Origin of the sequence: Parabacteroides sp. AM17-47 (assembly GCF_003434625.1) — a bacterium.
GTDB lineage: Bacteria > Bacteroidota > Bacteroidia > Bacteroidales > Tannerellaceae > Parabacteroides > Parabacteroides distasonis.
In genome coordinates, this window is record NZ_QTLI01000012.1 from 143047 (window position 1) to 168338 (window position 25292).

At 45.8% G+C, this 25292-nt stretch carries 23 protein-coding genes and 1 pseudogene; 12 read left to right on the forward strand and 12 right to left on the reverse strand.

The window, feature by feature from the left end:
• Positions 1 to 122: 122 nt before the first annotated feature.
• The 3 genes from DW205_RS11640 to DW205_RS11650 are packed head-to-tail and all read left to right on the forward strand — an operon-like array spanning position 123 to position 3824.
• Complete coding sequence (locus DW205_RS11640; protein WP_005868468.1) at positions 123 to 1205, forward strand: DUF2027 domain-containing protein; 1083 nt, start codon at positions 123 to 125, stop codon at positions 1203 to 1205.
• The gene (locus DW205_RS11645; protein ID WP_005858868.1) at positions 1195 to 1668 is read left to right on the forward strand and encodes a CYTH domain-containing protein; all 474 of its coding nucleotides are present in this window, start codon (positions 1195 to 1197) and stop codon (positions 1666 to 1668) included. The genes DW205_RS11640 and DW205_RS11645 overlap by 11 nt, the downstream gene beginning before the upstream one ends.
• Positions 1665 to 3824: a S46 family peptidase gene (locus tag DW205_RS11650; RefSeq protein ID WP_005868469.1), complete on the forward strand. Its 2160-nt coding sequence runs from the start codon at positions 1665 to 1667 to the stop codon at positions 3822 to 3824. Before DW205_RS11645 ends, DW205_RS11650 begins: the two co-directional genes overlap by 4 nt.
• A gap of 161 nt (positions 3825 to 3985) precedes the next feature.
• On the opposite strand, the gene DW205_RS22265 is transcribed toward DW205_RS11650, so the two are convergent.
• The 3 genes from DW205_RS22265 to hemW all read right to left on the reverse strand — a co-directional run bounded on the left by DW205_RS22265 (position 3986) and on the right by hemW (position 5990).
• Positions 3986 to 4153 carry a hypothetical protein gene (locus DW205_RS22265; protein WP_005858864.1) on the reverse strand — a complete coding sequence of 56 codons (168 nt, stop codon included), beginning with the start codon at positions 4151 to 4153 and terminating at the stop codon, positions 3986 to 3988.
• A complete protein-coding gene (locus DW205_RS11655) occupies positions 4146 to 4745 on the reverse strand; it encodes a zeta toxin family protein (protein ID WP_005858862.1) in 600 nt (199 codons plus the stop codon). Before DW205_RS11655 ends, DW205_RS22265 begins: the two co-directional genes overlap by 8 nt.
• 117 nt (positions 4746 to 4862) lie before the next feature.
• Positions 4863 to 5990 carry a radical SAM family heme chaperone HemW gene (gene hemW, locus DW205_RS11660; RefSeq protein WP_005868470.1) on the reverse strand — a complete coding sequence of 376 codons (1128 nt, stop codon included), beginning with the start codon at positions 5988 to 5990 and terminating at the stop codon, positions 4863 to 4865.
• A gap of 190 nt (positions 5991 to 6180) precedes the next feature.
• Between hemW and DW205_RS11665 the strand changes: the two genes are divergently transcribed.
• The 3 genes from DW205_RS11665 (at position 6181) to DW205_RS11675 (ending at position 10418) form a co-directional block, all read left to right on the forward strand.
• A complete protein-coding gene (locus tag DW205_RS11665; protein ID WP_005868471.1) occupies positions 6181 to 8337 on the forward strand; it encodes a translation factor GTPase family protein in 2157 nt (718 codons plus the stop codon).
• A 159-nt stretch (positions 8338 to 8496) separates the two neighbouring features.
• Positions 8497 to 9267, forward strand: a complete 771-nt coding sequence (locus DW205_RS11670) for a UDP-2,3-diacylglucosamine diphosphatase (RefSeq protein WP_005868472.1) — start codon at positions 8497 to 8499, stop codon at positions 9265 to 9267.
• Positions 9264 to 10418, forward strand: a complete 1155-nt coding sequence (locus tag DW205_RS11675; protein WP_005868473.1) for a glycosyltransferase family protein — start codon at positions 9264 to 9266, stop codon at positions 10416 to 10418. The genes DW205_RS11670 and DW205_RS11675 overlap by 4 nt, the downstream gene beginning before the upstream one ends.
• Before the next feature lie 125 nt (positions 10419 to 10543).
• Here DW205_RS11675 and DW205_RS11680 read toward each other — a convergent pair whose 3' ends face one another.
• Both DW205_RS11680 and DW205_RS11685 read right to left on the reverse strand, forming a co-directional pair.
• A complete protein-coding gene (locus DW205_RS11680; RefSeq protein WP_005868474.1) occupies positions 10544 to 11824 on the reverse strand; it encodes an O-acetylhomoserine aminocarboxypropyltransferase/cysteine synthase family protein in 1281 nt (426 codons plus the stop codon).
• 70 nt (positions 11825 to 11894) lie between these two features.
• A complete protein-coding gene (locus tag DW205_RS11685; protein ID WP_005868477.1) occupies positions 11895 to 13223 on the reverse strand; it encodes an MATE family efflux transporter in 1329 nt (442 codons plus the stop codon).
• Between the two features lie 74 nt (positions 13224 to 13297).
• Between DW205_RS11685 and DW205_RS11690 the strand changes: the two genes are divergently transcribed.
• Positions 13298 to 14185 carry a TIM barrel protein gene (locus DW205_RS11690; RefSeq protein ID WP_008772604.1) on the forward strand — a complete coding sequence of 296 codons (888 nt, stop codon included), beginning with the start codon at positions 13298 to 13300 and terminating at the stop codon, positions 14183 to 14185.
• A 107-nt stretch (positions 14186 to 14292) separates the two neighbouring features.
• Here the strand turns inward: DW205_RS11690 and DW205_RS11695 are convergent, their stop codons facing one another.
• A complete protein-coding gene (locus DW205_RS11695; RefSeq protein WP_005868480.1) occupies positions 14293 to 16485 on the reverse strand; it encodes a glutamine synthetase III in 2193 nt (730 codons plus the stop codon).
• Between the two features lie 357 nt (positions 16486 to 16842).
• On the opposite strand from DW205_RS11695, the gene DW205_RS11700 reads away from it, so the two are divergent.
• Together DW205_RS11700 and DW205_RS11705 are read left to right on the forward strand one after the other, a co-directional pair.
• On the forward strand, positions 16843 to 18078 hold the full coding sequence (locus DW205_RS11700) for a site-specific integrase (RefSeq protein WP_121963092.1): 1236 nt from the start codon (positions 16843 to 16845) through the stop codon (positions 18076 to 18078).
• 12 nt (positions 18079 to 18090) lie between these two features.
• Positions 18091 to 18453, forward strand: coding sequence for a hypothetical protein (locus DW205_RS11705; protein ID WP_002561010.1), 363 nt, complete (start codon positions 18091 to 18093; stop codon positions 18451 to 18453).
• Positions 18454 to 18555: 102 nt separating this feature from the next.
• Here the strand turns inward: DW205_RS11705 and DW205_RS22530 are convergent, their stop codons facing one another.
• The 6 genes from DW205_RS22530 to DW205_RS11730 all read right to left on the reverse strand — a co-directional run bounded on the left by DW205_RS22530 (position 18556) and on the right by DW205_RS11730 (position 22686).
• The gene (locus DW205_RS22530; protein ID WP_233523149.1) at positions 18556 to 19251 is read right to left on the reverse strand and encodes a hypothetical protein; all 696 of its coding nucleotides are present in this window, start codon (positions 19249 to 19251) and stop codon (positions 18556 to 18558) included.
• A gap of 47 nt (positions 19252 to 19298) precedes the next feature.
• A complete protein-coding gene (locus tag DW205_RS11710) occupies positions 19299 to 20678 on the reverse strand; it encodes a DEAD/DEAH box helicase (RefSeq protein WP_233523150.1) in 1380 nt (459 codons plus the stop codon).
• On the reverse strand, positions 20662 to 21603 hold the full coding sequence (locus tag DW205_RS11715; RefSeq protein ID WP_002561007.1) for a DUF1837 domain-containing protein: 942 nt from the start codon (positions 21601 to 21603) through the stop codon (positions 20662 to 20664). The genes DW205_RS11710 and DW205_RS11715 overlap by 17 nt, the downstream gene beginning before the upstream one ends.
• A 52-nt stretch (positions 21604 to 21655) precedes the next feature.
• Positions 21656 to 21859, reverse strand: coding sequence for a helix-turn-helix transcriptional regulator (locus DW205_RS11720; RefSeq protein ID WP_002561006.1), 204 nt, complete (start codon positions 21857 to 21859; stop codon positions 21656 to 21658).
• A 190-nt stretch (positions 21860 to 22049) separates the two neighbouring features.
• On the reverse strand, positions 22050 to 22355 hold the full coding sequence (locus tag DW205_RS11725; protein WP_121963093.1) for a helix-turn-helix domain-containing protein: 306 nt from the start codon (positions 22353 to 22355) through the stop codon (positions 22050 to 22052).
• Positions 22356 to 22386: 31 nt separating this feature from the next.
• Entirely contained in the window at positions 22387 to 22686 is a 300-nt protein-coding gene (locus tag DW205_RS11730) for a helix-turn-helix domain-containing protein (RefSeq protein WP_004291426.1), read from the reverse strand.
• Between the two features lie 280 nt (positions 22687 to 22966).
• Between DW205_RS11730 and DW205_RS11740 the strand changes: the two genes are divergently transcribed.
• From DW205_RS11740 to DW205_RS11750, 3 genes and pseudogenes are all read left to right on the forward strand, one after another.
• The gene (locus DW205_RS11740) at positions 22967 to 23323 is read left to right on the forward strand and encodes a helix-turn-helix domain-containing protein (protein ID WP_002561004.1); all 357 of its coding nucleotides are present in this window, start codon (positions 22967 to 22969) and stop codon (positions 23321 to 23323) included.
• Between the two features lie 3 nt (positions 23324 to 23326).
• Positions 23327 to 23674, forward strand: a pseudogene (locus tag DW205_RS11745) (helix-turn-helix domain-containing protein); the annotation flags it as partial.
• 23 nt (positions 23675 to 23697) lie between these two features.
• The gene (locus DW205_RS11750; RefSeq protein ID WP_002561002.1) at positions 23698 to 25266 is read left to right on the forward strand and encodes a DUF3945 domain-containing protein; all 1569 of its coding nucleotides are present in this window, start codon (positions 23698 to 23700) and stop codon (positions 25264 to 25266) included.
• Positions 25267 to 25292: the final 26 nt, after the last annotated feature.

Genomic DNA, 25292 nt, shown 5'->3' on the forward strand with positions numbered 1-25292 from the left:
TTCTTCTGTCCTGTTAAAAAAACATCCGTTTGTACGGATTCCGAGTGCAAAAGTAGTAAATAGGTTTCGGATTCGCGGATTATTCCCTAATTTTGTGCGCATAATATAATAAGGTATAGAATATGAGTATTCAAATAGGTGATAAAGTTCGCTTCCTGAATAGTGTGGGAGGTGGAGTCGTACGTGGATTCCGTGGAAAGGACCAAGTGTTGGTTGAGGATGAGGATGGGTTTGAGGTTCCTGCCTTGATCAAGGAATGTGTCGTGGTTGGGGGTAATGATATGCAAGTGCATAGCTCGAACCGTCCGAAAGTACAGGCTCCGGTAGAGACTCCTTCCCCAAAGAAGCCTGAACCCAAAGAGGAAAAGGTCGAGGAGACACCGGAGGGAGAGCGTCTGAATGTGTATCTGGCTTATCTCCCGGTCGATCCGAAGGCGTTTCAGCAATGCGGCTATGAGACGTATTTCGTGAATGATAGCAATTACTATTTGTTCTTCAATTATATGAACCGGACGAATAATAGCTGGACAAGCCGTTATAACGGGATTATCGAGCCGAATACGAAAATATTCCTAGAGGAGTTCGGTAAGCCGGAGTTGAATGATCTGGAAAGGATCTGCGTGCAACTGATCGCTTTCAAGAAAGATAAACCCTATTCGTTGAAAAACGCCGTATCTGTAGAGTTGCGCTTGGATACGGTTAAGTTCTACAAGCTTCACTGCTTTATGGAGAATGATTTCTTTGAGGAGGATGCCTTGATTTATCCGATTATCCGCAATGACTTGCCCGAGAGAGAACTATTGGTCTCTGCGGCAGAGTTGAAGGAAGCTATGCAGCAAAAGGTTCGTGAGGAACGTAGGGTTCCCCGGCAAATCGTGAAAAAGAAGCCGACGAATAGCGCTATCCTTGAGATCGATTTGCATATAACCGAATTGTTGGATAATACGAATGGATTGAGCAATGCGGATATGCTGACGTACCAGTTGGGAAAATTCCGTGAGGTGATGGATCAGTACGCTCTTAATAACGGACAGAAGATTGTCTTTATCCATGGAAAAGGCGATGGCGTGCTGCGTAAGGCGATCGAGAAGGATTTGAAGACCCGTTATAAACAACATTATTTTCAAGATGCTTCTTTCCGCGAATATGGTTTTGGTGCGACGATGGTAACGATTAAGGCTGATACCTCGCAACATGGCCATTGAGATAGAACGGAAATTCTTGGTCTCCGGTGATTTCTTACCGGAGGCTGTTAGCTCCACCCGTATCGTGCAGGGATATATTTGCTCACAGCCCGGACGTACGGTTCGTATTCGTATCCGGGGAGAGGAGGGATTTCTAACGATCAAAGGCGCTTCGGATGAGAAAGGCTTGAGCCGTTATGAGTTTGAGCAAAAGATTCCTCTGGTGGATGCCGAGCGGTTGTTGGAGCTTTGCGAGCCGGGTGCGATCGACAAGGTTCGTTATCTGGTTCCCAGAGGCAGCCATACGTGGGAAGTCGATGTTTTCCACGGAGCGAATGAAGGGTTGATCCTTGCGGAGATCGAGTTATCGTCTGAGGACGAGCCTTTTGAGAAACCGGCTTGGCTGGGTAAGGAGGTAAGTGGAGATCGCCGTTATTATAATTCAATGTTGACAAAACATCCTTTTAATAGTTCAAATACATGAAGAAACTCTTTTTATCTGTAGCGGCCGCTATATTGGCGTTTCCGGTCTTGGCCGAAGAGGGCATGTGGCTGCTCCCTTTATTGAAGCAACAAAAGTTTGCGGAGATGCAGGCCCTTGGTCTGCGATTAAGCGATCAGGAAGTGTATAGCGCCGAGGCTCCTTCCTTGAAAGACGCCGTGGTTCGTTTTGGCGGTGGTTGTACGGGCGAGATGATCTCTCCGGACGGGTTGGTGCTGACGAATCATCATTGTGGTTATAGTAGCATCCAACGGCATAGTACCTTGGAACATGATTATCTGACGGACGGCTTTTGGGCGATGTCTCGTGATAAGGAGCTTCCGAATCCGGGATTGACGGTTACTTTTATCGATAAGATCGACGACGTGACGGATTATGTGAGGACGGAACTGAAAAAGATCACGGATCCGAACAGCATGGAATTCTTGTCCGCTAAGTACTTGAATGGCCTCGCTAAAGCGAAAGTAGGTGAGAAGTTCTTACAGGATAACCCCGGTACGGAAGTCGAGATCAAGGCTTTTTATGGAGGTAATAAGTACTATATGTTTACCAAGAAGGTCTATTCGGATGTCCGTTTAGTCGGTGCTCCCCCTTCCTCTATCGGTAAGTTCGGGGCGGATACGGATAACTGGATGTGGCCTCGCCATACCGGAGACTTCTCTCTTTTCCGTGTGTATGCCGACGCGAACGGAAATCCGGCACCTTATTCGGAAACCAATGTCCCGCTTCGTCCGAAACGTTGGCTAAAGCTTTCTTTAAAAGGTGTGGAGGAGAACGATTATGCCATGATCATGGGTTTCCCCGGTCGTACCAATAAATACTATACCTCATGGGAGGTAGCCGAACGTCGGGATATAGATAATGCGGTACGTATCAATATCCGTAATCTCCGTCAAGAGGCGATGCTGGAAGAAATGCTGAAAGATCCGCAAGTCCGGATTCAATACGCTAGTAAGTATGCGGGTTCTACGAACGCTTATAAGAATGCGATCGGTAGTAACTGGGCGATCAACAAACGTAATTTTGAGCAGGTGAAAAACGATGAGCAGGATCGTTTGATCGCTTGGTCGAAGAAGATGTGTGAGCCTGCTTATCCGGAAGCGCTTCTGACATTGGAGCAGATCGTTAATGATCGTAAGGATTTGCGTTTCCGTAGTTGGATGTTGGATGAGGCATTGAGCCGTGGCATCGAGTTCTCCAAAGTTCCGACCGATATCGAGACTGTTTGTGAGGCTTTGGAGGGGAAAGATCGTTCCGAGCAGCAAAAACAGGTCACTCAATTGGAGAGGGCTTTCCACCGTTTCGCTGATAAGGATTATGCGCCGATGGTTGATAAGAAGATAGCAAAAGTCATGTTAAAGGAATATAGGCGTTTGGTCGCTCCGAAGTCGCAGCCGGCTTATTTTTCCGTAATCGATAGCAAGTTTAAGGGGGATGTGGATAAATTCGTTGATTATCTGTTTGATAAATCGATCTATGGTAGTGAGAAGAACTTCAATGCGTTCAAGGAGCATCCGTCTGTCAAAACTTTGAGAGAAGATCCGATGATTCTGTTCGCACAATCCGTAAAGGATGAGAAAAAGGCGTTAGATAAGGCCTTGGCTGATTTTGATGCCGGATATGCGATCGCCCATCGTGCGTATGTGAAAGGACTTTTAGCGATGTATGGAGACTTGGCTAGTTTTCCGGACGCGAACTCTACGCTTCGTCTGACTTATGGGCAGGTGAAAGGTTACAGTCCTCGTGATTGCGATTATTATGGTCATCAAACCACTTTAGACGGCGTCATGGAGAAGGAGGATTCTACGAATTGGGAATTTGTGGTTTCTGCTCGTTTGAAGGAATTATATCAAGCAGGAGACTTTGGCCCTTATAAGATGCCTAACGGTAAAATGCCGGTTGCCTTCTGTGCTACGACCCATACAACGGGAGGGAACTCCGGTAGTCCGGTATTGAATGGACAAGGAGAGTTAATCGGTATCAATTTCGACCGTAACTGGGAAGGAGTAGGAGGGGATATCCAATATCTGCCCGATTATCAACGCAGTATTATCGTAGATATCCGTTATGTCCTATTCGTAATCGATAAATATGCCGGAGCCGGTTATTTATTGAACGAGATGGAATTCTCAAGATAGAGAAGTAAGTTAACTTCGTGGGCGAAGTATGTTAACTGAAATGCCGAAGTATGTTAACATACTTCGCCCATGAACCTAAGTTCCTTTTTCTATAAAGCCAAAAAGAGGAGACATATCCTTGAAAGATACGTCTCCTCTTTTTGTATATGTATATCTATAACTTAATAAATCTTGTCAAGATCAACAGCTTTGACTCTGAAGATATGACCGTTACGAGAGAATACCAACTCTCCGTCTTCCTTCTTCTTCTGATTCACCAAACGCTGAAAAGCTATATTTGCACCTTTTACTATATTCTCTTCGAATTCTCTAACTTCTTGCTCATTCATGATGTTCAAGTTTTGTAAAAATATCTAGATTATACACTTCCCTTTTATCATTCTTGAATCCCTTGGCGATCACTTCCATGGGAGACATCGAATTATCTGTTATCATCCAATAGTCACTAATAGGAAGGTATAGCTCGAATAAATTGTGGATACCGGCCTCATATCGACGCCGTATCGTTGCTTCCGGAATATTGTGACCTCCGGCGGCTACCCTCATTTTCACACGTTCCACGGCTAGATCCGGCGTATTTAGCCAGAAGTAAAGCAATGTAACATAATAACCTTCCCTTTGTGCTTCCCGTATCAAGTTTGCGACTGAACGGGTGGCCAGCGTAGTTTCCATTGCGAAAGTCTCACCAGCACCGATGAGTTCCTTTATCCGCTTATACATAATACGACTAGCTTCAACGGCGACGGCTATACTGTCTGCATTAAAAGGGGAAAGTCCCTTGGCTATCTCGTCTGAGTTAACAAACTCCCTACATTTTAGCATTTCTGGTAAAATCGTGAAGGAAGCTGTTGTTTTTCCTGCTCCGTTGCAACCTGATATTATATACAAATATGGCACTGTTTGCTGTTTTTGATGCTGCAAATATATGTAATAGTTTTTTAATATGCGTCGTTTTATTTCTCAAAAATCGTGAAAATGTGCAGGAAATGTACTTTTAACTAACAGGTTTGTTGGAGAAAGTGGTGGTTTTGTTAATTTTTATACCCAAAGTAGATCACTCATGATTCCGTCGGAAACGAAGATTCCTGACTTGGATAAAATCAATTTGTCACCGGTTTGTAATAAGAGACCTTGGTTGATATGGGGTTGAGCTTGCTTTTGACAATAAGAAAGGAGCTTCCTGCCAAATTTTGTCTGGATATCAGCGAAAGAGACTCCCCACATGGTTCGAAGGCCGGTGATGATGAAGTCGTTGTACCGGGTGCATAGGTCTAAATCCTCGGATTCTATTGTCGGATGCCCATTTTCTATACCGTCTATATATATAGGTAGAGAAGATGGATTCCATTCCCGGTCTATCCCGTTATAAGAATGGGCGGAAGGACCGAGGCCTAGATATTTCTTTCCGGTCCAGTAGGAGCTATTGTGCTTGGAGAAGAACCCGGGACGGGCGAAATTAGATATCTCGTAATGCAAATAGCCTGCTTCTGCCAACCGATCTATTAATGTGGAAAAGAACGAGACGCTTAACTCCTCGTTTATGGGGGTCACTTTTCCCGCTTCCAGCAATTTGTAAAGTGCGGTACCTTCCTCGTAAATGAGGTGGTAGGCGGAAAGATGGGGAACATCCAACCGGATCGCTTGTCGCAAATTCTCTTCCCATGCTTGCTGCGTTTGGTTGGGGAGTCCGTAGATCAAATCGATACTGATATTTGTAATCCCATATTCCTTGCATAGTTCTACTGCTTTAATCGCTTGTTCCCGGTCATGGCGACGATTCAGAAAACGCAAATCTTCCGGATGAAAACTCTGTACACCCATACTGACCCGATTAAAAGGATAATTACGGAGAAGCGATACATATTCTCGTTTCATGTCATCCGGATTCGCCTCTAAGGTAATCTCCATTTGCTCGGCTACATCAAAATGACGATAGATGGCCTCGAATATCTTGCCAAAATCCTTCTCGTCTAATTGGGAAGGAGTACCGCCCCCGAAGTAAATGGTTTCTAATGCTTCGTTTCCTATATATCCCTTCCGCAATTCCATCTCTTTTATAAGTGCGTTTATATACGGCTCTTTATACTTCATCTCCGTATTGGAAAAAAAGTCACAGTATAAACACCGCTTGGCGCAAAAAGGAACGTGGATGTATAAACCTGCCATCTGTATGGACACAATTATATCTTTACACAAAGATATAATTTAAATTTCAAAAAACCTTGCTGCTGCACAACATAGTTCTCAAACACCGGGCGATAATTGCTTTTTTCCTTTACAATCTCTAATTTGCGCCCTCGTGAAAGTGATTCACGCCAAATAAACGTATTGTTAAACTCAAATAAATCCTGATATCATGAAAGTATACCAAACAAATGAAATTAAGAACATCTCTATCTTGGGAAGTTCGGGCTCTGGGAAAACCACTCTCGCTGAAGCTATGCTTTACGAGGGTGGAGTTATAAAACGCCGCGGCTCCGTTGAGGCAGGAAATACGGTGTCCGATTATTTCCCGGTTGAGAAAGAGTATGGATACTCAGTTTTCTCAACCGTTTTCAGTGTTGAGTGGCAGGATCGGAAGCTGAATTTCATCGATTGTCCGGGTTCGGATGATTTCGTTGGAGGAGCTGTTTCCGCTCTGAATGTCACGGATACGGCACTGATGGTATTGAATGCCCAGTACGGTGTTGAGGTTGGAACCATTAACCAGTTCCGGTATACTGAACAATTTCATAAACCGGTGATTTTCGTTGTCAATCAGCTTGATAATGATAAAGCCGACTATGAGGGAACTATCGCCCAGTTGAAAGACCGTTGGGGCAGTAAGATCGTTCCGATCCAATATCCGATTAGCTGCGGCTCTTCTTTCAATGCCGTGGTGGATGTATTAAAAATGAAGATGTATCGTTGGAAACCGGAAGGTGGAGTTCCTGATGTATTGGAAATCCCCGCCGAGGAAATGGATAAGGCGATGGAGTTGCATCAAGCCTTGGTGGAAGCCGCCGCTGAGAACGATGATACTTTGATGGAGAAATTCTTTGAGGAAGGTGCCTTGAGCGAGGATGATATGCGTGCCGGTATCCGTGCGGGCTTGGTTACTCGCGGTATGTTCCCGGTATTCTGCGTATGTGCCGGTCGTGATATGTGTGTTCGTCGTACGTTGGAGTTCTTGGGTAACGTGGTTCCTTGTACCGACAAGATGCCTCGTCTGATTACTACGGAAGGCGTAGAGGTGACTCCGGACTCGAATGGTCCTACTAGCTTGTTCTTCTTCAAGACTACCGTGGAACCTCATATTGGTCAGGTTTCCTATTTTAAAGTGATATCAGGAAAAGTAAAAGAAGGTGACGATTTGATGAATGCCGATCGTGGTTCTAAGGAGCGTATCGCACAGTTATTTGCGGTAGCCGGACAAACTCGTACCCCGGTTACGGAAATGGTGGCGGGTGATATTGGAGCGACCGTTAAGTTAAAGGATGTTCGCCGTGGTAATACATTGAACGGAAAGGGTTGTGATTATCGTTTCGACTTCATTAAATATCCGGATCCGAAATATCGTCGTGCTATCAAGCCGGTGAATGAGGCTGACGCCGAGAAGATGATGGAAATCTTGATACGTATGCGCGAGGAAGACCCGACATGGGTAATCGAGCAGTCCAAGGAATTGAAGCAGACAATCGTTTCCGGTCAAGGTGAGTTCCATCTTCGTACATTGAAATGGAGAATCGAGAATAATGATAAATTGCCGATCGAATATCTGGAGCCGAAGATCCCGTATCGTGAGACGATTACGAAAGCGGCCCGTGCGGATTACCGCCATAAGAAACAATCTGGTGGCGCAGGCCAGTTCGGTGAAGTTCACTTGATTATCGAGCCTTATTATGAAGGTATGCCTGCTCCGGATACCTACCGTTTCGGCGGACAGGAGTATAAGATGAATGTTCGTGATACTCAAATAATTGATTTGGATTGGGGTGGTAAAGTCGTGTTCGTAAACTGTATCGTTGGTGGTGCTATCGACGCTCGTTTCTTGCCGGCTATCCTAAAAGGTATCATGGCTCGTATGGAGCAAGGGCCGTTGACGGGTTCGTATGCTCGCGATGTGCGTATTTGCGTATACGATGGTAAGATGCACCCGGTAGACAGTAATGAAATCTCTTTCATGCTTGCCGGACGCAATGCGTTCAGTACCGCTTTCAAGGAGGCTGGCCCTAAGATCTTGGAGCCTGTTTACGATGTCGAGGTTTCCGTTCCTGCTGATTATCTGGGAGATGTGATGAGTGACTTGCAAGGACGCCGTGCCTTGATTATGGGTATGAATAGCGAGAAGGGATTTGAGAAACTATTGGCGAAAGTTCCTTTGAAAGAGATGTCTAACTATTCTACTTCACTAAGCTCCATTACGGGCGGACGTGCTTCCTTTACGATGAAGTTCGCTAGTTACGAGTTAGTTCCTGCCGATGTACAAGAGAAGTTGTTAAAGGCTTACGAGGCTACTCAATCAGAAGAATAGGTAAAGTAAAATGTCATCATAATTTTTTAATATTTAAAGTTAAACGAGAAAAGGCCGGCTTTGTGAAGAGCTGGCCTTTTTGTTATGTCTTTTTCATTAGGTTGTCGTGAACTTGTAATACCGAAAGTGTTCTTTTGTATCATCTTAAACAAGGAAAAGATGATATTAAGAAAGTACTATCCGACTATTGTCCTCTCTGACATCCATTTGGGATCGGAACATTCCCGGACGGAGGAGGTCACCCGTTTTCTCAAGCACGTAGATTGCGATCGATTGATTTTGAATGGTGATATCATCGATGGCTGGCAATTGAAGAAATCCGGTAAACGCTGGAAACAAAAGCATACCGATTTCTTTAAGGTATTGATGAAGATGATGGAGAAAAGGGGTACGGAGATTATCTATGTAGTGGGGAACCATGATGATTTTCTCGATAGCTTGGCTCCTTTTAAGTTCTCCAATATATCGATCGTAAAGGATTATTTACTGAAGACGAGACAAGGAAAACGCTATTTCGTGACACATGGCGATATTTTCGATACGGTTACGACCCATATGCGTTGGCTTGCCATGCTCGGGGATGTGGGATATACTTTTTTATTGTGGTTGAATAAGGTTTACAATCATCGTAGAGAGCGGCAAGGAAAACCTTATTTCTCTTTATCCCAAGAGGTGAAACACCGGGTGAAAAGTGCGGTCTCTTATATCTCGGAGTTTGAGAAAGAGCTGGTACGCTTAGCGGAGGCCAAGCATTTGGATGGGATTATTTGCGGCCATATTCATCAAGCGGCGAGCGTATGGTATGGTAATGTGCATTATCTAAATTCCGGCGATTGGGTGGAAAGCATGACCGCTCTCGTGGAGGATGAACAAGGAGAGTGGGATATTGTTACATATAATAATGTACAACTATATGCGGATGCCGTATGAAAATTCTGTTTATCATACAAGGTGAGGGACGTGGGCACTTGACCCAAGCGTTATCCTTACGCCAGAAATTGATGGCCGAAGGACATGAGATCGTTGGTGTGTTGGTAGGAAAAAGCCCGGCCCGCCGTTTGCCGGATTTCTTCTTGAATAAGATACAATCGCCGGTATATCCGTTTGAGAGTCCGAATTTTTTACCGACGGCTAAGAATAAACAAGTGAGTTTGATGCGTAGCGTATTATATAATGTATTGCGTCTGCATAAATACATGGGAAGTATCCGTTATATCGACCGGATGATTCGGCAGACGGATGCGGATGTTGTCGTGAACTTCTACGAGCTATTGACGGGGCTGACTTACTTGATTCTCCGTCCGAAAGCAACGATGGTATGTATCGCCCATCAATATCTATTCTTGCATCCGGACTTCGTTTTCCCGAAGCAGAGCACATTGTCGTTGGCATCGCTACGATTTTTTACGAGATTAACGGCGATAGGCTCCGTCAAAAAATTAGCCTTGTCTTTCCGGAAGATGCGCGAGGCGCCGTTGGGAGGAATAGTCGTGGTTCCTCCTTTATTAAGGCAAGAAGTCTTGGATGCGGTTCCCTCGAACGGCAGTTATTTGCATGGTTATTTGTTGAATAGCGGGTTTAGTGAGGAGATCCGTTCTTGGCATTCCCGTCATCCTTCGGTTCCGATGCATTTCTTTTGGGATAAGAAAGATCAGCGAGCCGAGGTGAAAATAGACGATTGCCTTTCTTTCCATCAGCTGGATGATACGTTGTTTCTACGTTATATGTCGGGGGCGAAGGCTTATGCTACGACCGCCGGGTTCGAATCCGTATGTGAGGCGATGTATCTGAATAAACCTGTATTGATGGTTCCTACACATATTGAGCAAGCTTGCAATGCTTACGATGCCTCTTTGTCTGGCGCAGGCGTTGTCGCTGATTGTTTTGATCTGGACGTGTTATTATCCATTTCGGAAAGTCATGTGGAGAATCCGGTCTTCCGGCATTGGGTGAAACAGGCGGATTGGCTTATTCTTCGTGAGTTCCGTGAGGATTTGTTGCGTGAGGAACATCCGGTAACGAGCCTAGGGAGGATTACGACAAATTGGGTGGCGCGTCTGGGGAGATTCCTGCCTATCTAGGAACTTATAGCAGTACCGTGCTGTAGATGCAGGTGTGCCATGCTGATGGCACAGGCGTGCCACACTGATGGCACAAGCGTGCCACGCTGATGGCACAAGCGTTTCATCAGCATGGCACAGATGTCTTATTTATTGAGCGCTTGCTCAATATCGGCGATGATATCATCGGCGTTCTCGATACCTACAGAGAAGCGGATCAAGTCCGGAGCCACGCCAGCCTCTATCAATTGCTCATCGCTCAACTGGCGGTGCGTATGACTGGCCGGGTGAAGCACGCAAGTACGGGCATCCGCTACGTGAGTTACGATAGCGGCGAGTTTCAAGCTATCCATAAACTTGATCGCCACCTCACGTCCACCTTTCAATCCGAAGGATAATACACCGCAAGAGCCATTCGGTAGATACTTCTTGGCGAGTTCATGGTACGGATTGCCTTCCAATTCCGGATAATGAACCCAAGCTACCTTATCACATTTCTGTAGCCACTGCGCTACCGCCAAGGCGTTTTTGCAATGCTGCGGTACACGAAGATGCAAGGTCTCCAATCCCAGATTCAATAGGAATGCGTTTTGCGGGGATTGGATCGCTCCGAGGTCACGCATCAGTTGGCTAGTCGCTTTCGTGATGAACGCTAATTTCCCGAATGTCTTGGTATAGGTCAATCCGTGGTAAGAAGGGTCCGGTTGGCAAAGTCCCGGGAACTTCTCGGCATGCGCTTCCCAATCGAAATTACCGCTGTCCACGATACAACCACCCACGCTCGTGGCATGGCCATCCATATATTTAGTCGTGGAGTGCGTAACGATATCCGCTCCCCATTCGAACGGACGGCAATTGATCGGCGTGGCGAACGTATTATCGACGATCAAGGGTACGCCATGATTATGGGCGATGCGGGCAAACTTCTCCACATCCAATACCATAACGCCCGGGTTGGAGATCATCTCGCCGAACATCGCCTTCGTATTCGGGCGGAAAGCCTTGGAGATCTCTTCCTCGCTCGCATCTTGATCTACGAACGTGCATTCGATTCCCAGCTTCTTCAAGGTAACGGCCAGTAGATTATAAGTACCTCCATAAATGCTGGTAGCGCTTACGATATGATCGCCAGCCTCGCAAATATTGAAGAAAGCGAAAAAGCTAGCGGCCTGTCCGGATGAGGTCAGCATGGCGGCCACGCCACCTTCCAACGCCGCGATCTTGGCGGCTACAGCCTCGTTTGTCGGGTTTTGAAGGCGGGTATAGAAATAGCCGCTTTCCTCCAAATCGAACAATTTAGCCATCTGCTCGCTCGTCTCATACTTGAATGTCGTGCTTTGATAGATCGGGAGGACACGGGGTTCTCCTTTCTTGGGTTGCCAACCGGCCTGTACGCACAGGGTTTCCGGTTTGAATTTGTTATCCATATAGGTTGTTTTTTTAATTGAATGTCATTTTAATCGCGAATGTACGGAAAATCGGTAAGAATTGTTCCGCTTACAAGATCTTCTTCTGTAAGATACTGAACCAAATGAAAGCGACGACACCTTTTAGCATGCTGGAAAGGCTGATCGCCCACCAAACACCCGTAATACCCAGTCCCGCTGCCGCTAGCCCGATGGCCAAAGGTATGCGTAAGGTGTTACACGAGATGCTGATGATCGCCGGCGGAACCGTTCGGCCGGTACCGTAGAACATGCCTTGCGTGGTAATCTCCAGCATCATGAAGATCATCGAATATCCGTCGATCCGGAGAAATATACCACCGGCCTCATAAGCGGCTTGCTCCGGCACGATCAGCGAGAAGACCTCGCTACCGTAAAAGACGAATAACAACGTGCAGAGTACACCGATGATAGAAGTCATTTTAAGCGTCGTATGATAAGCGGTCAAGATACGTTCTTTCTTGCGTGCGGCGTAGTTCTGGGCGGTGAAAGCGGAGAGGGCCGTACTGAAGCCTTGTGAGGTGTTCCATGCGATCGCCTCCATTTGTCCGCCTGCCGTAAGCGTCATCAAACCGATATGCCCTCCGTAGGTGGAAGCTGTACGAGCCATAAAAAGATTGATGATCGCGAAGAATGTATTTAATAACGCTACCGGCAGGCCCAATTGGAAGATCCGCTTGGTGTAGCGTTCCTTTAAACGGACAAAGAAAGGGAATCCCCCGAACAATTTATTGCGGCATTTTAGCTGATAGACGAATAGTCCGCAAACCACCGCTTGGGAGATCCACGTAGCCCAAGCCGCGCCCGCCGTGCCCAAATGGAAGCCGAGTATAAATAAAGGATCTAGCACCATATTCAGTAAAAGACCTGTTCCGCTGATATAAAATGGAATCTTACTCAATCCCGCCGCATTATGAATCCCGGTAAACGCCGCCGAGAGGAAGATAAATGGGAATGCGGAAGCGACGATTCTCAAATATTCCACGGCGTTCAACGCGATCGGTTCCTCCAGTTTGTAGAAGCCGATAATCGGATGAGCGAGGACGAATAGCAAGAATCCCCAACAAAGCGAGAGGATCAAGGCGATCGTTAGGTTATGGGAAGCGAATCCTCGGGCATCTTCCACGTTTTGCGCCCCGATACTTTGCCCGACACTCACCTCCGAGCCTACTTTATTCAAGTAGGAGATCGAGTTCGTCATCCAAGTAAGGATACCAACGGCGCCGATAGCGGCTACGGCCTCGCTTCCCAATCGGCCTACCCAAGCCATGTCGGTGATGCTATAGGCCATTTGGATAAATGAGGTACCCATGATCGGCATCGCCAGATTGAATAGTTGCCGGGAGATGACCCCTTCGGTCAGATTTTTTGTTCCTTGCATGATCGTTTGTTTAAATGTGCGCGAAAGTAGAAATAATTTTGCTACCTTTAGCGACGTTAATCTTAAAGAATAGTATGATGATAACGAGACGGAATTTTTTGAAAGCGGGTGCCGCTGTGGCTGCACTGAGTGTAGTACCGAATGGCTTTGCCTCTATCTTGGCTAAGAAAGAGAAAGCGATAGGTGTACAGTTGTATAGTGTCCGGGACGACTTGAAGACGGATTTTGACGGTACGATGAAGGCTTTGGTGGATATCGGTTATAAACGGATGGAAGCCGCCGGTTACCGGGATGGCAAATTCTACGGGAAATCCCCGGCCGAGATGAAGAAATATCTGGCGGATCTGGGTGCCCGTATGGTAGGTTCCCATACCGGAAGCGGTTTGCTGGCGGAGGGTGATACCAAGGGATGGGACTTCTGGAAAAAGAATGCCGCCGATACGGCAGAGGTAGGCTGTAAATGGATTGTTCAGGCGGGTTATCCCTCCAAAGATATCAAGAGCCTTTCGGACGTGAAGCGTTTAGCGGATCAATTTAATAAATGTGGTGAGATTGCGAAGGCGAATGGGTTGCGTTTCGCTTTCCATAACCATGTGGATGAATTCCATGAGCTGGAAGGGAAGATCCCGTTCGACGTGATGATCGAGAATACGGACAAAGGGCTGGTTACTTTCCAGATCGATACGGCTCAATTAGTGTATGGCGGTTTTAAATGTCATGATTACGTGAACCGTTATCCCGGTCGTTTCGCCAACTGGCACTTGAAAGACGCGAACGCGGATGGAAAGGGCAGCACGGAGATGGGCGCCGGAATCGTAGACTTCAAATCCTTATTCGCTGTGGCGGAGAAAGCCGGATTAGAGGATTACTTCATTGAGCAAGAGCGTTATAATATGACACCGCTGCAAGCGATGAAACATGATTATGACTTCTTGATGAATGCTTCTTATGTGAAGTGGTAAACGGGAGTATAGGCGTAGCCTTATGCCAGTATCGGTATAAGGCTGCGCCTATATCAGTGTGAGGCTATGCCGATACTGGCGCAAGGCAACGCCAGTACTGGTGTTTTTTATCGGATAAACAGGAGTTCCCTATACTTCGGCAACGGCCACATCTGGTTGTCCACCATCAGTTCCAGATCATCGATATGGTCACGGATCTCATCCAAATAAGGGGCTACCGAGTCGTGGTAAGCGATCGCCTTTTCCCGCATATCGGTCAAGCGGTTCGCTTTCTTGCGGGCCTCTACCATCTCATCCACTTTCTTGGTCACGGCACAGATATGTCCGGCTATCTTACGAACCAAGCGACGGGGTTCTTCCGACATATCGCGGAATTCCGGGTCATCGCCGAATGTCTCTTTCAACTTCGCTATATTATCCAGCAATACGCTCTGGTAGCGAACGGCTACCGGGATGATATGGTTCAAGGATAAATCCCCTAATACCCGAGCCTCGATCTGTACCTTTTTGATATAGACTTCCCATTTTACCTCATTACGCGCTTCCAATTCTTTCTGGGTAAGTACGCCGGTAGACGTGAACATCTCGATCGACTCCGGTTTAAGATAAGCGTCATATTGCAAGGGAACACTGTTTTGGCAATCCAGACCTCGCTTGGCAGCTTCCTCTTTCCATTCGTCCGAATAACCGTTTCCATCGAAGCGGATCGGCTTAGATTCCTTGATATAGGCTTTCAGCACCTTGAAGATCGCTACTTCCTTGCTTTTTCCTTCCGCTTGCAAAGCCTCTACGTCCTTCTTGAATTGTTGCAATTGATAGGCTACGGCGGAGTTCAACGCTAACATGGCCGATCCGCAGTTCACGGAAGAGCCCGGGGCACGGAACTCAAAACGGTTTCCGGTGAAGGCGAAAGGAGAGGTACGGTTACGATCCGTATTGTCCAACAGCAGTTCGGGGATCTGCCCGAAGCCAAGATGCAAGCCCTTTTTATCGTCTACCTCGATAGCGTCCTCGATAGAGCTATTCTCGAACTTATCCAAGATATCACTGATTTGCGTTCCGAGGAAAGTGGAGATGATAGCGGGAGGTGCCTCGTTCGCGCCTAGGCGGTGTGCGTTCGTGGCGGAAGCGATACTCGCTTTTAATAAAGCGTTGTATTTATAAACGGCCATGATGGTGTTTACCACGAAAGTGATGAAGCGTAGGTTGTCCTCACGGTCTTTACCCGGAGAGAATAAGTTTACACCCTTGTCTGTTCCCATAGACCAGTTACAGTGTTTACCGGAACCGTTTACCCCGTTAAATGGCTTCTCGTGCAATAATACACGGAAATTATGACGGCGGGAGACACGTTTCATGACCGACATCAATAATTGGTTATGGTCGTTGGCTAGGTTACATTCCTCGTAAATAGGAGCTAGCTCGAACTGGTTGGGGGCTACTTCGTTATGGCGGGTCTTTACCGGGATACCTAGTTTATAGCATTCGGTTTCCAAGTCTTTCATGAATTCTTGTACACGAGAGGGGATAGCGCCAAAATAATGGTCGTCTAATTGTTGGTTCTTTGCGCTCTCATGTCCTAGCAAGGTACGCTCGGTCAGTGAGAGATCCGGACGAGCGGAATACAAGTCCTCGTCAACAAGGAAATATTCCTGTTCCCAACCAAGGTAAGTAATTATCTTATTGACATCCTCATCGAAATACCGATATACGTCCTTGGCGGCCTCTCCCAATACTTCGATAGAGCGGATCAGCGGGGTCTTATAATCCAGCGCTTCACCGGTATAAGCGATAAATACGGTTGGGATACAAAGTGTGTCATCTACGATAAAAGCGGGAGAGGAAGGGTCCCAAGCGGAGTAGCCGCGGGCCTCGAAGGTATTGCGAAGTCCACCGTTCGGGAAACTGGAAGCGTCCGGTTCTTGCTGGACGAGCAACTTGCCGCTGAACTCCTCGATCATGCCGCCGTTGCCATCGTGTTCTACAAAAGCGTCGTGCTTCTCGGCGGTGCCATCGGTAAGCGGTTGAAACCAGTGGGTGTAATGAGTGACTCCTTTTTCCAGTGCCCACATACGCATGCCGGCTGCCACATGATTGGCGATTTCCCGGTCGATAGGTGTGCCATTGTCAATGGCGTGGGTCAAGGCTTTGTACGTTTCCTTGGAGAGATATTTTTGCATCGCCTTCCGGTTGAAGACATTCTCGCCATAGTACTCAGATACTTTGTGTTCGGGAGTAACGGCTTCCACGGCCTTTCGGTTGGATGCCTTCTCCACAGCATTAAAGCGTGAGATTGACATTGTTGAATTGTTTTATGTTTTTACGACGCAAAGTTACTACAAAAAAGTGAAATGCGGAAAGATATAGTGATAGAATTGAGTTACAAGGGTTTTAGTTAAAGTGGCGATAATTCGTGAAGCCATTACAATCCTTGCCGAAGCCAAATCTTGACGCCGCAACGTTACTTGTTCGTAACCATGTCCGAAAATGCGACAAACGGGTACGAATGGCGAAACAAGACACTATGTTATAGTGAGTTACCCACAACTCACGTAACAAATACGGTTACGGAAAAAAGATTGCGCCGTTCCTCCCCGTTTTGCGTACCGACACCGGACTCTTCACCAACTAATTTTGAAATCCAAAAATTAAGAACGATGAAGAGTACATTTTCAGTAATCTACTACCTCAAGCGTCAGGTAGTGAAAAAGGACGGGACGGTTCCCGTCATGGGACGCATCACGGTGGACGGCAGCCAGACGCAGTTCAGTTGCAAGTTGAGTGTCGATCCGAAGCTGTGGGACACCAAAGGGGGACGTGTCACGGGCAGAAGCTCGGCGGCACTCGAAACGAACCGCATGCTCGACAAGATGCGTGTGCGCATCAACAAACACTATCAGGAAATCATGGAGCGTGACAACTTCGTCACGGCGGAGAAGGTAAAGAACGCCTTTCTCGGACTGGAACACCGCTACCACACGCTGATGCAGGTGTTCCGTCGGCACAACGAGAACTATGAGAAACAGGTGGAAGCAGGCATGAAAGCAAAAGGTACACTGGAAAAGTACCGTGTCGTTTACAAGCACCTGCAAGAGTTCCTCGACATCCGCTACCATGTGAAGGACATCGCCCTAAAAGAGCTTACTCCCGCTTTCATCTCCGACTTCGAGATGTTCCTGCGCACGGACAAGCACTGCTGCACCAATACCGTGTGGCTGTACGTCTGCCCGCTACGGACAATGGTGTTCATAGCCATCAACAACGAGTGGCTGACACGCGACCCGTTCCGCGAGTATGAAATCAAGAAGGAGGAAACGACACGCAGTTTCCTGACCAAAGACGAAATACGCCTGCTGATGGAGGGGAAACTGAAAAACGCCAAACAGGAACTGTACCGCGACCTCTACCTGTTCTGTGCGTTCACCGGATTGTCGTTCGCGGATATGCGCAACCTCACGGAAGAGAATATCCGTACCTATTTCGACGAACACGAGTGGATAAACATCAACCGCAAGAAAACGGGCGTGGTGTCCAACATCCGCCTGCTTGACATCGCCAACCGCATAATCGGCAAATACCGTGGGCTATGCGAGAACGGCAGGATATTCCCCGTTCCGCATTATAACACGTGCCTTGCCGGTATCCGTGCCGTCGCCAAGCGTTGCGGCATCACCAAGCATATCACGTGGCATCAAAGCCGCCACACGGCAGCCACGACAGTTTTCCTTTCCAACGGCGTACCCATCGAAACGGTCAGCTCCATGCTTGGACACAAGAGCATAAAGACGACGCAGATTTACGCGAAGATAACCAAAGAAAAACTCAATCAGGATATGGAAAACCTTGCCGCAAGGTTAAACAACGTCGAGGAATTTGCAGGTTGCACCATCTAAAAAAGAGGAGCCATGAAACGTGACATAATCATCATAGAGGACAAGGCGGTCAGCGTAACCGGTAACGATGTGTGGATGACCGCCACCGAAATAGCCGGACTGTTCCATACGACCGTCCCGGCAGTGAACGCCGTCATCAAAGCCGTCCGCAAGTCTGACGTGCTGAACGACTACAAGGTGTGCCGCTACATGCAGCTTGAAAACGGGCTGTACGCGGACGTGTACGCGCCTGAAATCATTATTCTGATTGCTTTTCGGCTGAACACCTACAACACCTACCTGTTCCGCATGTGGCTGGTAGGAAAGGTTCTCTCACAAGAGAAGCGGCAAACATACGTGATGTTTATACAGAACGGAAAAACTGCGTACTGTTGAAGATATCAAATGAAAATTATACGAAAGAATTTCTATATGGATCCTTATCTAAATAGCCATATCATATCTCAAAAAATATAGAGGTAATAATATGGCTATTATTTAATTCTTTTGATTTGTCGTTATGCAACGAATTCCGTTCATAAAATGTTTTAATATATATTTGTCAAATGAATGGAGATTAGGTATTTTTTGTTCAAGGTATTCAATTCCTATCGTGTTAAATTCCTGTATAACGATTGTAATCTCTTTAGAATCGTCTTCAAGATTTATAAGACCTGCATTTTGTATCTTTTTACTAATCATCCTCGGTAATCCGTATTCTTCAAGTTGAAATACAATTTTAGGTAAAAAGGCATTTGATGCTTTATATACAAAATTGGCGATATTTGAGGAATTAGGATAAAGTTCTTGACGTATAATATTAATTACCGCAATAATAGATGAGAGATTAAAGGATACATATCTTTCAAATGTAAATATATCCTCATATGTAATACCATAATCTTTTACTGTGTTATATAGCTCTTTTATAGTCATTTTCCATCCATTACTACATGCACATGCATAATACCGTAAATGTCCTTTTCGATGATATTCCAAAATTTCTATGATATCTCCTAAAGCATCCCTCCATTCCCATGTATTATTGTTTTGTAAAGCATCGCAATTTGTTGGCCAATTGGAATCAGTTTTCAATTTTTCCGCAATTATCTTTAACATTGATGGTTTACAACTTCTGATTTGTGGTATTCTTTCAATTCTATGCCAAATATCCGTTCCAAGAAGTTCTATCATTTCATCTTGATATCGTTGAATTTTTACATATTGTTCATTATTCAATTTTATACCGGGGTCATTTCCATCAAGTTTTTTACTACATCATCAGGAAACTCTAATCTCAATTTAGTATTTTCTTGACTTGGTGGCTCTTCAAGCATATAGACACGACCTACAAAATAACGAAACATTCTGCCTGCGCGTCCAATGATGTTGCGAAAGGTAAAATAATCAATCTTATGAGCCCCGTTCTTATTTGACCATAAAACGACACTCTCTGCTTGAGTATTTACTCCTTCAATTATAGACGAGGTCGATACCAAATAATCTAACCCATTCTGTTCTTCAAATAGTTTTATTTGAATTTGACTAAGAGAACGATGTAGCTGACCATTATGAATACCAATACCATGTTTGACTAAATCTTTAAGAATATACTTTTCTCCATAATTGCATTCCAGCCAATCAGAAAAATTAGCAAGCAGTTCAGAGTCTTTATTATATAAATTTCTGTTAAGAATTGTTGTTACTTCTTCAATTCCCTTATATGTGCCGGTATATATCAAAGCTTTACCTATACCTGTATTTATTAATTCAATAAGTTTACGTGTCTTAAAACTCTGTTTATCTTCATTCTTTGGTCTGCTTTTATATAACCGCCATGCATGCGTTACAACGGTCTTAAAATCCATACGCAGAAATGTCATCCCTTCAGTGAATACATTTTCTTCTATTTCATGGATATTTGGGGCAAGATAATATCTTTGTTTAGCTTTCTTTCCGAGTTCTACCATTGAACTGAGTAAAGTGGAGCTTCTTTCAAGATCAAAATTTGTACTTGCCTTATAAAACTCATCAACGATTAGAATATCAATTGAAGGAAGTTTATCTATATAGGCAAAAGCTCTTTCTTGCGGAAATACCAATATGTTTTTCTCCGCAAGTTCTACATCTGTTGTTGTAATTATTTTATATTGATGAGAGAATTTTCGGCAAATTCGTCTTCTTGTTTCATCTGCAAGAGCAACCGTAGGTACTAATATTACAACATTAATTGGTTGTTTAATCGCAATAAATGCATCAATAACAAAACTTTTACCAAAACTTGTAGGAGCACTCACCGCAACGCTTTTCCCTTCTAATAACTTCTTTAATACCTGTGATTGAGCAGTATGTAAGACACAAGGTTTTCTTTCTCCAATATTAACTTTAAAAACTTCACATACAAACCGATCTTCCCAAGATGCAGTATATGTATCAATATACGGTAAAAGCCCCACTTCACGAATAAGATGGTTGACTAATTCCATATATGAATTATTGTTAGTACCATTAATCTCATGAAGTAATGTAATTACTTTGGATCTTGCATTACTTATATCACCAGCATTTAGAACATTACTTATATCTAAACATGTATTATATATATCATTCGTCTGCATCATTTTTGAGATTTTTTGCTTGTGAAATAAACCAGTTTACTATTTTTGTTTTATCAGGAACAGGAAAAAGAATCAAATGAAAGTTTATTTCCGAATACTTATGAACAGAACTAAGCTTGTTGATCTGCTTCTTAAAAAACGAATGAGCACGATCTCTATGAAAAGAAATAATACTATTTTTATACTCATCACTCATTTCAGTAGTACTTGCTGTTATCTGGCATTCATGTAATAAAAGAATAGGTATATGTAGTTTGGGTTTTATTTCGTCAATGGAAGTATTCTCATCGAAACATTCTTTTATCTTTTTAAGTAATGTTTGGTTTTCAATTTGTTTATCAAGTTCATTGAGATTGGTCATTATTCCGCATTCCTTTTTCATAATAGGTTTGCGCAACATTTGTTCAACAGAATTTATTGGTTCGTATAATCGCGCATCCTCAAGAGAATTATAAAATTTAGCTTCTCCTAACCAAAGTTGAAAGCCTCCATTTGGGTCAATTACAATGTGTACAGAATCAGAGCCCTTTGCATTATCATTATCATTCTGTTTATAAAAAATTTTAGGTATTGCAGATAAGGCTTTATAATGGTTCTTCATTATGCCATATAGAATAATTTCCGCTATTTCACTTCCCTTTCCATTCTGCTCTTTGTCAACAAGTCGTAAATGTTTGGCAGCCTCAATAAGCCTACCGTAATCATTATCTATTAATTTCTCTCGTTCTTGTGCAGACAAAGCTGTTTCTGCAATATTACTGAAAACAAATTCTTTGAATTGACGATATCTCCAACTGCCATCTTCAAAGCCATTAGCAACTGATAATAACCTGTCATTATGATCTGGATTTATTTCTTGCTTTTTTGTATTAAAATTAACAAAACAATCATCAACTAATATATCAAAATTCCAAATTTTATTGCTCATACACTTTATTTACATGCTTAAAAATGGTGAAACATCTATATTCCTTTAGATACTATTTTTTTGTATGACAAATAAGTTCATGAACATCAACATCAAGCAAATTTGCAATACGAACAAATGTGTACAAATCAGGTTGAGAATGATTATTACACCATTTAGATACTGTTGCAGGATCTTTCTGTAATTGTTTTGCCAACCATTTGCTCATAACTCCTTTTTCTGATAGTACATTTTTAATGTTGTTTAAAATTGCCATTACAATTAATTTTTAGATTGCGTTAAATGCAAAGTTACAACTTTTTATTAACTATATGAATTTCTAACGATAGAAATTGGTTGGATCAATCAAAAAACTGGTTTTAAGGTCATTAAAACACCCAAGTATATAAAAAGTAAACGGGCAGCACCACAAAATGTCGCCCGTTTCCTTTTTCATGTTGGCCGCCTCACTCCAGCGGCTTGCGGTAGTTCGCTTCCAGCACCTCGCGCAGCCCCGTTTCCGGGTAAAGCACCTTCCCTCCCAAAAGTATGAAGGACAACACGCGGTTGTTGCGGTATTCCTGCAAGGTGCGTCGGCTGACACGGAGCAGTTCCGCCACCTCACCGTCAGTCAGGTAACGTTCCCCGTCCAGCGGAGGGCGGTAACTTTCCAGAAATACAGACAGCCATTTCGAGCCTTTGCGCATATCCTGCATCACAGAGGCTATCGGCTCGTCTTCCATCGTAAAAACATCGTTGTTCTCGTTCATCATAACTTCGGATTCAGTGGGTGAATAAATCAAATCATCTGCCGTGCGGATAGAGCGTGCCGACAAGCGGTATCAGCCGCTTCACCTCCTCTGGCTTGTAATAGAACCTGCGGTTTATCTGCGAGTAGCCGATAAGCCGCCTGTCACGCAGCGTCTGCAACGTGCGCGGGCTTATTCTCAACTGCCCGCAGACCTCCTCGCCCGTGAGCCATCTTTCCATGCGCCCCGTGTCGCTTTTGCGCCTTAGGGCGGCGACCTTCTCCGAGAGTGCGCCGAATGCCGCCACCATCATCTCGAAAGTCTTTTTCTCGATAGATACTATTTCCATATTCATGCAATTATCGGTTTGCCCGCAAAGGTAACGATGCAGCCCTTAACACGTACCGTTTTCCGCTGAAAGGCTGCCTGTTGCACCGTTTGACCGGGTTACGGAGCCATCTTCCGTAAAAATCTTACGTGAGTCACGTAGTGAGTTGTTAAAGCCCCTTTTGTTTATTGCCGAATTTTGTCGCAGAAACATAGAGCAAGCCGAGTGTAGAGCGTCAAACTTGCTTGAACGGTATGCCGAGGCGCAGCCTATGTTCATGAAAATAAACAAAAATAAAGGACTGAATATGAAAGTGATAACGATGGAAAGTTCTGCCTTCCGGTCATTGACGGAACAGATAGCGGAGATTGCGGCACACGTCCGTGCCGCCTCCGGCGACAAGAAAGCGGCATCGCCCGACAGGTTGCTCACCACACGCGAGGCGGCGCACCTGCTTAACGTGAGTACCCGCACCCTCCAGCGTATGCGCAGCGAGCAACGCATCGGTTATGTCGTGCTTCGCGGTAAATGCCGCTACCGGCAGTCGGAAATAGACCGCCTGCTTGAAGCGTGTGCCGTCAACGAGGACGCGGCGACACCGCAGGAATTGAAACGCAACCACACGCTGCGCACTGGCGGCAAACCAAAAGGAAGGAGGACATAGGTCATGGAACTGCTCACACGAAACAACTTCGAGGGCTGGATGCAGAAGCTGATGGAACGGCTCGACCGTCAGGACGAACTGCTGCTGGCGATGAAGGCTGAGGGGAAACAGCCCACTATCACGGAAAGCATCCGCCTTTTCGACAATCAGGATTTGTGCATGCTGCTCCAGATAAGCAAGCGCACACTGCAACGCTACCGCAGTGTCGGCGCATTGCCCTACAAGACACTGGGCAAGAAAACCTATTACAGCGAGGAGGATGTGCTGACATTCCTTTCCAACCATATCAAGGACTTCAAAAAAGAAGATATAGCCTTCTACAAGGCTCGTATCCATAATTTCTTTCATAAATACCCCATTAAAACATTTTTCAAATGGCAAAGAAAAAAGACGAAAAGGACGTGCTGGTAGTCCGTGACGAGAAGACGGGCGAGATCAGCGTGGTAGCCGGGCTGAATGCAGACGACACACCCAAGCGTACCCCTGCGAAAGCTGAGAACGCGCAGAGTTTCCTGCAATTCGACCGACACGGCGACGTGCTGGACAACTTCTTCAAGAACTTCTTCCGGCAGTGCAAGGAACCCAGCCGCTTCGGTTTCTACCGCATCGCGGCAGACCAAGTGGATTCCATGCTTGGCGTGATGAAAGACCTGCTTCAGCATCCGTACCAGAACAAACAAATCCTTGCACCGCACAAAATCGACACCTTCCCTTATCAACAGCAGGTGCAGGAAGAGATGGCGGCACAAAAGACAGAGAAACAAGAACCTCAAAAACAGGAAAACATGGAACAACAGAAAGAACAGCAGGAAAGCCCGCAACAGACGCAGGGCAGACAGGGCTACCAACCCATCAACGAGAGCAAAATCAACTGGCAGGAGCTGGAGGACAGATGGGGCGTGAAGCGTGACGACCTTGAAAAGTCCGGAGACCTTACGAAGATGCTCCACTACGGCAAGTCCGACTTGGTAAAGGTCAAGCCCACCTTCGGCGGCGAATCATTCGAGCTGGACGCCCGCCTCTCCTTCAAGAAGGACGGCGAGGGAAATGTCAGCCTCGTGCCGCACTTCATCCGCAAGGAGCAGAAGTTAGATGAGTACAAGGAACACAAATTCTCCGACGATGACCGGAAGAACCTGCGCGAAACGGGCAACCTCGGCAGGGTCGTGGACATTGTGGACAGGGAAACGGGCGAAATCATCCCCTCCTACATCAGCATCGACCGCAAGACGAATGAAATCACGGACATTCCGGCAAACAAGGTGCGCATCCCGGAGCGCATCGGCAAGACGGAAATCACCAAACAGGAGCAGGACATGCTCCGCGCCGGACTGCCCGTGCGCGACAAGCTCATCGAGCGCAACGACGGCAGGAAGTTCGTCACCACCCTTCAAGTGAACGTGGAGCAGCGCGGCGTGGAGTTCGTGCCGGGAACCGGAAGGTCGCCCCGTACCGCACAGACGCAGGAAGCCAAAGGTGACACCTCGAAAAGTCAGGCGCAAGGCGGGGAAAATGCCGCACAGACCAAGAAGGAGCAACGCCGCAACACGTGGATGAACGAGGACGGCAGCATCCGCCCCATCAGCAAATGGAGCGGCGTGAACTTCACCGACAAGCAGAAAGCCGACTACGTGGCGGGTAAAGCCGTGAAACTGGAGAACGTGACCGACAAGCAGGGCTTCCATGCCACGATGTATATCAAGTTCAACCCGGAGAAGGGCCGCCCGTACCGCTACGAAACGAACCCCGACAACGCCCAGCAGGTCGCCCCGTCCAACGAGAGCCGCACACAGGTGGCGGTGAACAACGAGGGCAAAACCAACGAGGCGACAAAGAACCTGAAAGAGCCTTTGCAGAAAGGTCAGACCGCCCCAAAGGACGACCGCCAGCAACAGCAGCAGGAGAAGCCGAAAAAGAAGAACAACAAAGGCATGAAAATGTAATCCCGTGTCCGCCACTGAATCCAAAA